This is a genomic window from Dokdonella sp. (assembly GCF_049593775.1).
Taxonomy (GTDB): domain Bacteria; phylum Pseudomonadota; class Gammaproteobacteria; order Xanthomonadales; family Rhodanobacteraceae; genus Dokdonella.
This window is the reverse complement of record NZ_JBAWHJ010000212.1, coordinates 1-12,507: the sequence shown is the minus strand read 5'-3', so window position 1 is coordinate 12,507 and position 12,507 is coordinate 1. Positions and strand designations below refer to the sequence as shown.

General features: G+C 60.9%; 12 protein-coding genes. 6 read left to right on the top strand and 6 right to left on the bottom strand.

The genetic code is table 11. From position 1 onward, the window contains the following. Positions 1-217: 217 nt before the first annotated feature. Positions 218-1,003 carry a hypothetical protein gene (locus WBP53_RS07560; RefSeq protein ID WP_423927517.1) on the bottom strand — a complete coding sequence of 262 codons (786 nt, stop codon included), beginning with the start codon at positions 1,001-1,003 and terminating at the stop codon, positions 218-220. Between the two features lie 462 nt (positions 1,004-1,465). On the opposite strand from WBP53_RS07560, the gene fusA reads away from it, so the two are divergent. Continuing rightward, a complete protein-coding gene (gene fusA / locus WBP53_RS07555; RefSeq protein WP_423927515.1) occupies positions 1,466-3,595 on the top strand; it encodes an elongation factor G in 2,130 nt (709 codons plus the stop codon). A gap of 171 nt (positions 3,596-3,766) precedes the next feature. On the opposite strand, the gene WBP53_RS07550 is transcribed toward fusA, so the two are convergent. Genes WBP53_RS07550 through WBP53_RS07530 form a run of 5 tightly spaced genes read right to left on the bottom strand, consistent with a single transcriptional unit; the run spans position 3,767 to position 8,454 of the window. Then, a complete protein-coding gene (locus tag WBP53_RS07550) occupies positions 3,767-5,419 on the bottom strand; it encodes a sulfite reductase subunit alpha (protein WP_423927513.1) in 1,653 nt (550 codons plus the stop codon). Continuing rightward, on the bottom strand, positions 5,416-6,480 hold the full coding sequence (locus WBP53_RS07545; protein WP_423927511.1) for an FAD:protein FMN transferase: 1,065 nt from the start codon (positions 6,478-6,480) through the stop codon (positions 5,416-5,418). Before WBP53_RS07545 ends, WBP53_RS07550 begins: the two co-directional genes overlap by 4 nt. Next, positions 6,480-7,289: a DUF4198 domain-containing protein gene (locus WBP53_RS07540; protein ID WP_423927509.1), complete on the bottom strand. Its 810-nt coding sequence runs from the start codon at positions 7,287-7,289 to the stop codon at positions 6,480-6,482. Before WBP53_RS07540 ends, WBP53_RS07545 begins: the two co-directional genes overlap by 1 nt. 15 nt (positions 7,290-7,304) lie before the next feature. Next, positions 7,305-7,817, bottom strand: a complete 513-nt coding sequence (locus tag WBP53_RS07535) for a DUF2271 domain-containing protein (protein WP_423927507.1) — start codon at positions 7,815-7,817, stop codon at positions 7,305-7,307. Positions 7,818-7,827: 10 nt separating this feature from the next. Further along, positions 7,828-8,454, bottom strand: a complete 627-nt coding sequence (locus tag WBP53_RS07530) for a PepSY-associated TM helix domain-containing protein (protein WP_423927505.1) — start codon at positions 8,452-8,454, stop codon at positions 7,828-7,830. 259 nt (positions 8,455-8,713) lie between these two features. On the opposite strand from WBP53_RS07530, the gene WBP53_RS07525 reads away from it, so the two are divergent. The 5 genes from WBP53_RS07525 to WBP53_RS07505 all read left to right on the top strand — a co-directional run bounded on the left by WBP53_RS07525 (position 8,714) and on the right by WBP53_RS07505 (position 12,312). Next, positions 8,714-9,874, top strand: a complete 1,161-nt coding sequence (locus tag WBP53_RS07525; protein WP_423927503.1) for an acyltransferase family protein — start codon at positions 8,714-8,716, stop codon at positions 9,872-9,874. Between the two features lie 75 nt (positions 9,875-9,949). Next, positions 9,950-10,429, top strand: a complete 480-nt coding sequence (locus WBP53_RS07520) for a VOC family protein (RefSeq protein ID WP_423927501.1) — start codon at positions 9,950-9,952, stop codon at positions 10,427-10,429. A gap of 103 nt (positions 10,430-10,532) precedes the next feature. Beyond that, positions 10,533-11,309: a HipA family kinase gene (locus WBP53_RS07515; RefSeq protein ID WP_423927519.1), complete on the top strand. Its 777-nt coding sequence runs from the start codon at positions 10,533-10,535 to the stop codon at positions 11,307-11,309. Then, positions 11,287-11,694, top strand: a complete 408-nt coding sequence (locus WBP53_RS07510; protein ID WP_423927499.1) for a DUF3037 domain-containing protein — start codon at positions 11,287-11,289, stop codon at positions 11,692-11,694. Before WBP53_RS07515 ends, WBP53_RS07510 begins: the two co-directional genes overlap by 23 nt. Positions 11,695-11,847: 153 nt before the next feature. Next, a complete protein-coding gene (locus tag WBP53_RS07505) occupies positions 11,848-12,312 on the top strand; it encodes a hypothetical protein (protein ID WP_423927497.1) in 465 nt (154 codons plus the stop codon). Positions 12,313-12,507: the final 195 nt, after the last annotated feature.

Here is a 12,507-nt window from a genome sequence, read left to right as displayed (position 1 = left end):
GCCGAGATTGGCGACGGTCAAATTGCCGGAGGCGTCGATCGCGAACAGGGAAGACACGCCGTTGTCGACGATGAAGCCGCCGCCTGCGGGTGGCGTGACGGTCACATCCTGTGCCTGGACAGCGGCGACACCGAGTGTCTGCAGGATGGCAAAGGCGAGTACGGTGTGTCGTTTCATGATTGTGTCCTGTGCAAGTCGCTCGATTCGTCTGGATTTCTCAGCGACCCATGGCGCGTCGCTGACGGGTGACCATCACGATCAGCAGCAAGGCGAGAATCGCCAGCCAGACCGGGGAAAGCGTGGGCAACGGGATGCCGGCTACGAATACGGTGTTGCCGAACCAGCCGAGGTCATTGCCGCTACCCCCCTGGTTGGACTGGTCGGGAGCCAGAGGCTGGCCGATTGCGTGCACGTCGGATACACCGACGTTGGCGATGCTCTGCGAACCAGTCGGCAGCAGATTGATGTAGGCGACCTGGCCGGCCGTCGAACTGGCCATCTGGATAGCCGGGGCCGCCGAGCCGAGAATCGTCAGCAAGCCATCAATGCCTTGCGTCGTGCCAACCGAAAAGATGTAGGCCTTGCCGGTGGCGCTGACAAAACTGAGGTTGTGAAAGACGGAATCGCCACTGACGCCGGCCTGTGCCTGGATGCCATCGACAAACTGGACCACGCTGCTGCCGGCCAGGAAGCTGCCGAAATTCGACCAGGTCCCCGCAAGTTCGATCAAGCCACTGCCTGCATCAATGACACCGCCGGGATTGATCGAGACAGCACCAGCCAGATCAACAGACCCTGAACCAAGGCCGAGCGTGCCGGAAACGAGGAGATCGGTGCCGCCGAGGCCAATATGCCCCCCCGTAAGCTGAACGTTCGCGCCAGCGGGAATCTGCCAATCGGCGTGGGCACAGGTGCCAAATACGACAAGAATGCCGCATAGCAGCAAGCCAGCAAAAGACGCGCGGCGCGCTGAGGCGCGCCCAATTCGAGACGGTAGGTTCATTCCAGCCCCCTGTGAATGACGGGTCGATCCTACACGGGATGATCGAGAATGAATAGAAAGGCCTTGGGCAGCTCGCCGCCGCGGACATTCAGGCTCGGAGGTCCCGGCCAATCATCAAAGCGGGTCGGTCAACATGTGTGGTCGCGGCCGGAATGAACCCTTTCCGGGGCCGGAAACCTGGCTTCCGAAGGCAACCGGACCGGATTTGAGCGAAAAGCTCGCAGTTCGTGTAAAATCCGCGCGCCGATTCAGGCTGGTCCTGAACGCCCGGGCAAACTCAGGTTTGCGACGTGGCTGAAGCAATCGGAGCAGTTACCACGACACCCACCTGACAGCAGCGCGACCTGTCGCGCCTATGCTGGCGGGTCTGGTGTCGCGTTTTTCGTGGTCGGTAGATTTGAGCGATCCTGCATCGCCTGTCCGCTCGGCCAACCAATTTCAACCAAGTATCTGAGAAAAATCATGGCCAGGCAGAAAGCACTCAAGCTCTACCGCAACATCGGAATCATCGCCCACATTGACGCGGGCAAGACGACGACCACGGAGCGCGTGCTCTATTACACCGGTCGCAAGCATCAGATCACCGACGTGCACGACACCAAGGACGGCAAAGGCTCGACCACGACCGACTACATGGAGCAGGAACGCAAGCGCGGCATCACGATCCAGAGCGCTGCGGTTTCCACCGAGTGGAAGGGCTACCAGGTCAACGTCATCGACACGCCGGGACACGTCGATTTCACGATTGAGGTGAATCGCTCCCTGCGCGTGCTTGACGGCGCGGTTGTCGTTTTCGACGGCGTCGCCGGCGTCGAGCCGCAGACCGAGACCAACTGGCGCCTGGCCGACCAGTACAACGTGCCGCGCCTGTGCTACGTCAACAAGATGGATCGCATCGGCGCGAACTTCGCCCATTGCGTGAAGGGCATTCGCGAGCGTCTCGGCGCCAACGCCCTGCTCTGCCAGGTCCCGCTTGGCAGCAGCGATGAGTTTGTCGGCATGGCCGACCTGGTCGCGAACGTGGGCTATATCTGGGAGTCCGACGACAAGGACAGCAAGTGGGAAACCGTGCCACTGGCAGACCTGCGTGCGCGCCTGAAGTTTGCTTCGACGGTCGACAACGACTGGGTCGACCAGTTGCCGCAGTTGCGCCAGGATCTGCTGGAATCTGCCCTGGCCATGGACGACGACGCTTTCGAGCGCCTGCTCGAAACAGGCGAGTACGACCAGGACATGATCAAGAAATGCATCCGCATCGGCGCAGTCAGTGGCAAGCTGGTGCCGGTATTCTGCGGCTCTTCGTATCGCAACAAGGGCGTGCAGCAGTTGCTCGATGGCGTCATCGACTATCTGCCGTTCCCGGGCGAGAACGGCGGAATCTCGACGGTCGACGTCGACGGCAAGGTCATCGGTGAACAGGAAGTGCGCGACGACGCACCCGCGCGCGCGCTGGCGTTCAAGGTCATCAACGACCAGTTCGGCACCTTGACCTTCTGCCGCGTCTATTCGGGCGTGATCAAGAAGGGCGACACCCTGCTCAACGTGACTCGCGGCAAGAAGGAGCGAGTGGGCCGTATCGTTGAGGTACAGGCCGATTCGACCAAGGATATCGATGAAGTGCGCTCAGGCGACATCTGCGCCTTCGTATCGATGAAGGATACGGAAACGGGTGACTCGCTGTCCGATCCCGCATCGCCGGTTCTGCTCGAGCGCATGCGCTTCCCGGATCCGGTCATCAGCGTCTCGGTCGAGCCGAAGAACCGCAACGATATCGACAAGATGTCGAGCGCGCTCTACAAGATGGCCAAGGCCGATCCGTCCCTGCACATGGAAGTCGACAAGGAAACCGGACAGACCGTGCTCAAGGGCATGGGTGAGCTGCATCTGGAAATCACTGTTGACCGCATGCGCACCGAGCTCGGCGTCGAAGCCGTCATGGGCAAGCCCAAGGTCAGCTTCCGCGAAGCCTTTGGTGGTCCGATCGAACTCGTTTTCACCCACAAGAAGCAGTCCGGCGGTTCCGGTCAGTTTGCTGAAGTGAAGATGGTCTTCGAGCCGGGCGAGCCGGGCACGGGTATCGAGTTCGCCGACGAAATTGTCGGTGGCCGCATTCCGCGCGAATACATCCCGGCCGTCGAGCACGCGATTCGCGTCGAGAGCCGCAAGGGCCAGGTTGCCGGCTACGAAGTCGTCGACTTCAAGGCTCGCCTGATCGACGGCAAGTTCCATGACGTCGACTCCTCGGCGCTCGCTTTCGAAATCGCTGGCAAGGGTGCGTTCCGCGAAGCGCATCGCGGCAGCCGTCCCAAGCTGCTCGAGCCGATCATGGGCGTGGAAGTGGTTACCGAACCCGAGTTCCTCGGCGACATCATCGGTGACGTCAACCGCCGCCGCGGCACGGTCAGCGAGCAGGGTCAGAAGGGCCTTCAGTCCTTCGTCCAGGGCTTTGTTCCACTGTCGGAAATGTTCGGCTACATAAACTTCCTGCGTTCCGCCACCCGCGGCCGCGGCACCTTCACGATGGAGTTCGACAGCTACGCCGAAGTGCCGGCCAGCATGGTCGAGAAGCTGATGGAGAAGGAAGCCAAGTAACCGGCTGAGCCTCATTTGCGGCGAGGATTGCCGCCTGGCCAACGCCCGCGTCTCGCTTTGCGAACGCGGGCGTTGTTGTTTTGGGTACCCGGATGACCAGCCCCATTTGGCTGTTGAAGAACGGGCTTCGAAACGGCTTCAGGTGACTTGCTACGGCCGGGCTGCCAGGGGTCAGTACACGTCGCGGCGATAGCGGGACGTTACGATCAAATCCTGAACGAGCTCGTTCCCGAGGATGCGTCGAAGCACCTGGTCCACACCGGGCGCCATGCCTTCCTGGCTGCCACAGACCATGATCACGGCACCCTGCGCGACCCATTCGCGAACGAGATCGGCGGCGGCTTCAAGTCGATGCTGGACATAGATGCGATCGACATGATCACGCGAGAAGGCGAGATCGAGGCGATCGATCATTCCACGTTCCTTCCACGCAAGGATCTCCTCGCGATAGTGAAAGTCGCAATCGGCGTTGCGCTCACCAAAGATCAGCCAGTTTCGATGGTGCCTTTCCCCCTCACGCTGCTTGAGCAGCCCGCGCAGGCTTGCCATGCCGGTGCCGTTTCCGATCAGCAACAATGGACGATCGTCCTCGGGCGCGTGAAACCCGTGGTTTGTGCGAATACGTAGCCTTATCTCGCTTCCCACATCTGCAAACTCGGTCAACCAGCCCGTGCCGAGACCCAGCTTTCGATCGCTTCGCCGCCATTGGCGCAGCAACAGCTGGATATGGCCGTCTGCCGGAATCGAGGCGATTGAGTAGTCGCGATGAGGAAGCCGTGTGAGGGATTCAGCGACCTGCTGCGCAGTCCCTTCGGTGATCCCGGCCCCCAGCAACGAACGCGCGGCAAGCGCACCCAGGGTTTCCGGGATGCCATTGATCATCACCCGGGAATCCGCATCCAGCTCCTGCCGTCTGAACCAGGCTTCCACGTCCGCTGGCGCATTTTCCGGCCCGACTTCCACGACATCTCCGGCTTGCCAGCGTGGGCACTCGGCATCCATCGGCCGCAGCACGACATGAAAGCAGGGATCCCCTGCGCTGCCCGGATTGACCACGCGACGCTCGATCAGTCTCCAGCGTGCGTACTCGGGCACCTGCCAGTCTGGCAGGTCACTGCGGCCGCTCAGTTGTCCAAGCTGGTACTGCCAGTGACGTACGGCTCCGGCATCGCCATCGTCGACCTTTATCGTGTCGAACATGGCCTGCGCGCCTGCGCTGCGCAGCAATGATTCGAAGGCGTCGCCGAAGGCACAAAATTTCGTGTAGTCACTATCGCCCAGCGCAAGCAGGCCGTAGCGCAGCTCGCCTAGCGGCGTGGCGGAGTCCATCATCTTGCTGACGAAACCGGCCGCCATATCCGGGGCATCGCCCTCGCCGGTGGTACTGACGACAAACAGGGCGCGACGCGCAGCCTGCAGCTTCGCTGGATCAAGATCGCGCATCGAGTACACATCAACGTGCGTGCCTGCACTGCGCAGGGATTGTGCTGTTTGTGCAGCCAACTGTTCGGCGTGACCGGTCTGGCTGGCGTAGGCCAGGAGCACGGTCTCGCGATTCCTGCCCGGGCTTGTTGCTGATTGAGCCGTGGTGGTCGGTTGCGTCCGCTTGCGTCTCGCCAGATGGAAAATTGCGCAGGAAAACACATATGCCGTCGTGATTCCGACGGCCCACATGACCCTGCGCAAACCTGGTTCCTGCACGACCAGCGGACCGGACTGCCAAAGCAGCGACAGGATAGCGAGTCCGATCAGTACGCTCGCTATCGCGAGATTGCCCAGCACTTTCCAGCGACTTGTATTTCCGGTGGCGCTGCTGGCGTTCATCGTGCCAGCAATGCCGCGAAGGGAGGCGTCATGACCTCTTCGAACCCTTCATCCGTGCGCACGATGAAAAGAACTGCCAGTCCTCGGCGATTGGCGAACTCGAGCCCTGCCTTCACGCCCAGCACGCTCAGTGCGGTGGCAAGCGGGTCAGCGTCAATACCCATTGCGGACATCACGGTTACCGACGCAATGCCGTTGTCGAGGGGATAGCCCCTGCGCGGATCAATCCGATGTGCATAGCGACGCCCGGCGTCCTCGAAGAAGTTCCGGTAGTCACCGGAAGACCCCAACGACGCATCGCGCAGTCCGATCACATGCTGGGGAGTGATGCTGCCATCGGCACTGTCGTTTTCCAGCGGCCTCTGGATGGCGACTTGCCAGGCGTCGCCATCCGGTTTCACGCCGCGCGCGCGCAATTCGCCACCCACTTCGACGAGGTAGTCGTGGATACCTTGAGACTCCAGGTAGTCACCGATCATGTCGAGGGCGTAGCCTGGTGCGATCGAAGAAAGATCGATGTGAACGGATCCGTCCTGGAACACCCGCCGTTCGGGTGCGTCGCGCTGGACCCGCTCCCATCCAACTTGCTTGCGCATTGCGTCAACCGCCTCCGAGGCTGGCGGCTCGCGCCGATTCCCGGCCGGGCCGAACCCCCACAGGTCGACCAGCGGGCCGACTGTCGGGTCATAGGCTCCGCCGGAGGCCGACGCAAGATCGAGCGCCGCATCCACCACCTCGAAAAGCTCCGGCGGCAATGTGTGCCAGGAGCCTGCAGAAGCGTTGTTGAAACGGCTCAGGTCCGAATCAGGCTTCCACGTACTCATCTGCTGATCGATCAGCGCGAGTCGTTGCTCGACGGCTTCCCGCGTAGCGCCCAGGTCAGCGGACCGGCCGACGAAACGAACGGTCCAGGTTGAGCCCATGGACTCGCCATGCAGGGAATGGATGCTCTCGGACGTTGTACAAGCGGCCAGCAAGCCCGACAGGACAAGCGCCGGAATGGCGCGCAGCAATGCTCCGGCCGCACCTGTCGATCCTGGTGTGGGCCGGAGCGATGGCATTACTGCGGCAACACCTCTAGCGTCGCCACGTAGCTGACCCGGCGCTGGGTTGCCTGCGACACCGAGGTCTTGTCGTCTTCGACCTGGGTCTCCAGCCAGTAGCGGCCTGCATCAGGCCAGGTGACGGTGAACAGGCCATCCTTGTCGCTGGTGGCCGAAAGTTCGTTCTGCTTGTCGCGATAGCGAATGCCGTCGGGGACGATTTCGATCGAGAGATCCGGCGCAGGTTTTCCATCGAGCAACAGCTTGAACGTCGCCGTCTCGCCTGCGAACAGATCGTTCGGGTGCGTGACCGGCAGCATCTCGAGTCCGTTTCCCGTGGACTTCAATGCGGTTTCGTTCGGGCGCCCCGCCGTGACGAAGGTTTCAATCCGCCCGGCCGATTGGGTGACCTTGAGATCCTTTGCGTCCTTGGGGACTTCGCTGGCAAAGTTTTCCAGGCTGCCGCGCCAGCGCTTGGGCTTTCCATCCACATCCCAACTCGCAAACAAGCCCGCGTTGACCACGGCGATGCGATAGGTTCCGGGCTCGGCCAGATGCACGTCGAAGGTGTTGCGCAATTTTCCGCTCGCGTTGTTCTCCATCTGCACGCTGTTTCCATCGGGTCCGGTGATGGTCAAGCCATTCAGGCGCAGTGGCACGTGATTGAAATAGAAGATGTCATTCGAGACTGCCGCGTCGACCGTAATCCACGGGTCTTCGCCCGACAGTACGGTTTCAGACGGCAGCAGCCAGGCCTTGTGTGCCTGCGCGGAGAATGGCAGGGCGATGGCCATGGCGAGGGTCAGGTATTTCAATGCGTCGATCATGTCGGCACTCCGTAGTCAGGGATTCAGGTCAAGCTTGATCAGGCCAAGTTCGTGTTCGCCCCTGGCATCGAGGTGAAGTGTTTCGGTGATCGGCCAATCGAAAGGAATTCGCAACAATTCACGCCCACCGACTTCTCGCGCCGCTTCGACGACGAGTCCGTAGCGACCGGGCTTCAGCTGGGCCAGTGGCGGCTTGCCGGCGTCAAACTGCAATTGATGCTGACCCACCGGACGCGTAGCGCCACTGACTCCGTCAATCGGCATGGACTGATCACGTCCGCTGCGACGCCACCACTGGCGCAGATCAGCCAACCATTTCGTTCCGGCACCTTCCTTGGTTTCCTTCTGCGCATACCAGACGGCAAGGTTGGCAGCGACACTCTGATCCGTGTTCTCTACCCATACTGCTACATAGGGGCGGTGATATTCGGACGCGTCGATGCGCGGAATGTCCACTGTGATGCTGATACCGCCAGCCGTGGCGGACGAGGCAAAAAACAGTATTGAAAGGAGCAGGAGGGGTCGCATGCGGGATCTCTCAGTGGATGAACAGGATGGCAATCAGCAGCATGACCAGAAATCCAAGACCGACCAGTGGCCAGGTCAGTGGTCGTTGCCGCGCATGGAGCTGCAGCAGGAAGAACCCGGTCACCGAGAACACGATGCAGGCCACTGCGAAGACATCAATGAACCAATTCCAGGCGGTGCCGGTATTGCGACCCTTGTGCAGGTCATTGAGCCACGCAATCCAGCCTCGATCGGTTCGTTCGTACTCGACTTCTCCACTGCCGCGATTGATGCTCATCCATGCATCGCCTCCGGCCCGCGGCATCGACACGTAGACTTCCGTGTCAGACCATTCGCCGATGCGTTGGCCGACCCGGATGTCCATTTCCCTGGCTAGCCACTCGCGCAGTTGATCGGGCAGCGGAATGTTCGCGTCATCGGGAATGGCACTCATCGTCGCGATCTGGTCCGCTGGCAAGATCGCTTTCAGGGTCACCACGACCGGCTTGGCTTCGATCTGGGACGAATGATTGAGCGTGATCCCGGTAACGCTGAACAACAGGACCCCGACCAGACACAGCGCCGAACTGATCCAGTGCCATTCATGCAAGGTCTTCAGCCAGTACGACCGGCGCTTCGGGTCAACTGACTTGTTCATCAGGAAAGATTGACGGATTCTTGGCAGCGGCAATTAAATCACGAATGCGAATCACTCGCAATACGTCTGCCGAGCGTCGCCATCACCTGGGGTGCGCGCAACCGCGAGGCGGCAACACGCCGCCCGGCTTCGAAGTGGGCAGACCTCATCGCAATGCAGCGGCAAGCCGTGATACGCAGACAAGCCATTCCGCATTCTGAGCAAGACCGGGCCCATTCGTTAATAATGCAACTTCCTCCGAACGCGTGGCTGATTGAAGATGACCCCAAGCGACGCGCTTGCCGACCATCGCGCCGCTGCAACGCGCAATGCTGCTATCGATTTGCTTCGCGGCCTTTCAATCCTGCTCGTCATCGTGCATCACATCGCCATTCGCATTCCCCTCAAGGATGGAGGACTGGAAGCCTTCCTCCCTCGCAGCCTGCTCAATGCGTTTGTCTACAACGGCTACGAGGGCGTGTTCCTGTTCTTCGTCATTTCGGGCTTCCTGATCACCAGAAATGCACTCGAGCGCTGGGGCAGCCTGGACCGCATCGACTTGCGTGCGTTCTACGTTCGTCGAGGGGCGCGCATCCTTCCGTGCCTGGTGCTGCTGGTAGCGGTACTCAGCGCGCTGCATCTGTTTGGCGTGCCTTTTTTCACGATCGATGAAGAGCGGCAATCCTTGCCAGGAGCCGTGATGGCCGTATTCGGCCTGTATCTGAACTGGTACGAAGGTTCGACCGGCTACCTGCCCGGCAATTGGGACGTGTTGTGGTCGCTGTCGATCGAAGAGGTGTTCTATCTCGCCTTTCCACTGGCATGTCTTGTCGTGCGCAGATCGGCCCTGCTGTGGATTCTGCTGGCCATCCTCGCCTTGTCTCTGCCAATAACCCGGGCCGCGATCGTGGGCAACGAGATCTGGCAGGAAAAGGCCTACCTGCCGGGCATGGCGGCGATCGCTACAGGCGTGCTGGCCGCCCTGTTCGCCAGGCGCTTGCCTGATCCCGGACCCGCGTTACGGCGAATCCTCTGTGTACTGGGCTGTACCGGTATCGCGGCCAACCTGCTCTTTGCCAATGTTCTGTGGTCCACGATCGGCAATGGCCTGATGCTCGTGTTGACCGTGTCTGCCGGCGTCCTCCTGTACGCGCTGAAGGACGAGCGATCCGAAATGCCGCGGGGGACCGGATGGCTGGCTTCGATGGGTCGGCTCAGCTATGAAATCTACCTGACCCACATGTTCGTCGTGTTCGGCATTACCGCCATCTATCAACGCTGGGCCGCGGACCCATGGTTCGGCTTCCTCTGGTACGCACCCGCCGTGGCGTTGTGCTGGTTGCTCGGCGCGATACTCGCACACGCCTATTCGATTCCACTGGACAGGGCGCTGCGCGCGCGCTGGCTCCCGGCGAAACACGCACGAGCAGCCGCGAGCTGACACTCCTTCTGCAATGGCGCGACAGCTGCCGTAGCGCTACGATCGGCAGCCACCCCGACAGCACGAGAGCCAGCCATGAACACAAAGTCCGCCGTAAAGCCGATACCTGCCGGCTATCACACGGTCACCGCCTATCTGACGGTCGACGACGCAGCCAAGGCGATCGATTTCTATGCCGAAGCATTCGGCGCTACGGAACTTTATCGGCTGCCGATGGGTGACATGATCGGACATGCCGAAGTGAAGATCGGCGACACCCATATCATGCTGTCCGACGAATTCGCCGAGATGAACATCCGTGGTCCGAATGCGCGTGGCGGCCCGACTGCATCGTTCATGATCTACGTCGCCGATGCCGATGCTGCATTCGCCAAAGCCATCAAGGCCGGTGCGAAGCAGGACCGTGCGGTCGAAGATCAGTTCTGGGGTGATCGCATGGGATCGGTCGTCGATCCGTTCGGCCACAAATGGTCACTGGCAACCCACGTCGAGGATGTGCCGCCAGAAGAAATGCAAAAACGCATGGCCTCGTGGTCCGAGTCGCAAGGCGGCTGAAGCCTGGAACTGGCTGACTGCCGCCAACTCGGGCCGTGACATTCAAGGCGAACACGGCGCTTTGCATCCTCATGAATCAATGCGAGCATCGCGTCGCATGAACCTGCGCACTGTCACATCTACCCGCTACGTCACGCCCCTTCGCGAAGGTGGCTCGCTGCCGGCAATCATCGAAGCCGACGATGCCGGCATGTACGTGCTCAAGTTTCGAGGCGCAGGACAGGGACCCAAGGCACTGGTTGCCGAACTGGTCGCGGGCGAATTGGCGCGCGCCTGCGGCCTGCCCATGCCGGAAATCGTCCTTGTCGAAGTCGATGCCGAATTGGCACGCACCGAGCCGGATCCCGAGATACAGGATCTGATCCGAGCCAGCGAGGGATTGAACCTCGCACTCGACTATCTGCCCGGTGCGGTCACGTTCGATCCGCTTGCATGGAAGCCGGATGCCGAACTTGCATCGCGCATAGTCTGGCTGGATGCACTGGTGACGAATATCGATCGCACCCCGCGCAATACCAACATGATGGTCTGGCACGACCAGCTGTGGCTGATCGACCATGGTGCAGCGCTTTACTTCCACCATGCCTGGGACGACGCACTTGCACGCAGCCGCTCCGGATTTCCGCAGATCAGGGATCACGTGTTGCTGCCGTTTGCAAACCGGCTGGATGAGATTGATGCCGGCATGGCGGCGCATCTCGGTGAATCCGCAATTCGCGACATCGTCACGAGCATCCCGGATGCCTGGCTTGAACGAGAGTCCGGCTTCGCGAATGTCGAGGCTGTTCGCGATGCCTATGTCGACTGGTTGCTCAGCCGCCTCCAGTCACCGCGCGAGTTTTGCGAGGAGGCCATTCGTGCCCACGCTGCATTGGTATGACTACGCGATCGTGCGTGTCGTACCTCGCCCGGAACGCGAGGAGTTCCTCAATGTGGGCGTCATCGTTTCCTGTCATGCGGCGAAATTTCTCGAGGCGCGCATCGAGCTCGGCGAAAGTCGATTGCTGGCCCTGGATCCGACGGTGGATCTGCTCCTGGTCCGCGCTCATCTGACCGCAATTTCGCGGATTTGTGCTGGTGGCCTCAATGCAGGGCCGATCGGCAAACTCAGCCAACGCGAGCGCTTCCACTGGCTGGTTGCACCGCGGAGCGCAATGATCCAGACATCCGCGGTACACAGCGGTCGCTGTGCCGACCCGGCGCAAGCGCTGGACCATCTGACATCGACGGTTGTGCTGACCCTCGATCCTGCGACTCCAGGCTAAGAGTCGCTCACCTGGCCCGGTTCTGGCCAGCCAGAAATATTTTTTTCCTTGCCCTGCAACCGGATCGCCCTGTTCCGGTACTCACTACGAGTACTGCGATAAAGCGCATGTCTTGCGCGCCGCTTTCATTCGTTCTATCAGGGAGATCAGATCATGGTGCCAACCAACCCGCGCGCCCCGTTTTTCCGACATGCGCCCCTGCTTGCATTCGCCTTGCTTGCAGCAGCAAGCCTGCCAACCCAGGCCGGCGAGCCAGCCATTTCCATGGATGTCATCAACAGCGGCATGACTTCGTGGCTGATCGACGGCCAGGCGAATCCGCCATTGACGCTTCTGCGCGGCAAGACGTACGAGTTCGTGATGCAGAACGTGAGTGGTGCACATCCGCTGAACATCAACACCACGAATACCACCGGATCAGCCAACCTGTACAACGATGGCGTGACCAACAACGGCGCCAGCGGTACGCAGACGCTGACCTTTGTCGTCCCTCTCGGCGCACCGGACAACCTGCACTACAACTGCGGCAACCATTCGGCAATGAACGGGCCGATCTCCATCCTGACCGACGAGCTCTTCGCAGCGAACTTTGATCCGGTTGTCCTGGCGATTCCCTGACCCGGCGAGGCGGCAATCTTCGCTGGATTGCCGCCTGTGTCCCATGTCCTGAGACACGCACAGGTGTAGGCTGGCCACCCGTCGTGATTTTTTCCCGCCGATGTCTGCCCGCACCCCTGTCGACTCCTTCCATCCAGCCGTTTCGGCATGGTTCTCGCGCACGTTTGCTGCGCCCACGCCAGCGCAGGCCGAGGC

What these genes read in the sequence shown, in the direction of transcription:
- WBP53_RS07560 (WP_423927517.1), bottom strand. Translation starts at nt 1,003, where the DNA reads ATGAACCTACCGTCTCGAATTGGGCGCGCCTCAGCGCGCCGCGCGTCT.
- WBP53_RS07540 (WP_423927509.1), bottom strand. Translation starts at nt 7,289, where the DNA reads ATGATCGACGCATTGAAATACCTGACCCTCGCCATGGCCATCGCCCTG.
- WBP53_RS07535 (WP_423927507.1), bottom strand. Translation starts at nt 7,817, where the DNA reads ATGCGACCCCTCCTGCTCCTTTCAATACTGTTTTTTGCCTCGTCCGCC.
- WBP53_RS07525 (WP_423927503.1), top strand. Translation starts at nt 8,714, where the DNA reads ATGACCCCAAGCGACGCGCTTGCCGACCATCGCGCCGCTGCAACGCGC.
- WBP53_RS07530 (WP_423927505.1), bottom strand. Translation starts at nt 8,454, where the DNA reads ATGAACAAGTCAGTTGACCCGAAGCGCCGGTCGTACTGGCTGAAGACC.
- fusA (WP_423927515.1), top strand. Translation starts at nt 1,466, where the DNA reads ATGGCCAGGCAGAAAGCACTCAAGCTCTACCGCAACATCGGAATCATC.
- WBP53_RS07520 (WP_423927501.1), top strand. Translation starts at nt 9,950, where the DNA reads ATGAACACAAAGTCCGCCGTAAAGCCGATACCTGCCGGCTATCACACG.
- WBP53_RS07550 (WP_423927513.1), bottom strand. Translation starts at nt 5,419, where the DNA reads ATGAACGCCAGCAGCGCCACCGGAAATACAAGTCGCTGGAAAGTGCTG.
- WBP53_RS07505 (WP_423927497.1), top strand. Translation starts at nt 11,848, where the DNA reads ATGGTGCCAACCAACCCGCGCGCCCCGTTTTTCCGACATGCGCCCCTG.
- WBP53_RS07545 (WP_423927511.1), bottom strand. Translation starts at nt 6,480, where the DNA reads ATGCCATCGCTCCGGCCCACACCAGGATCGACAGGTGCGGCCGGAGCA.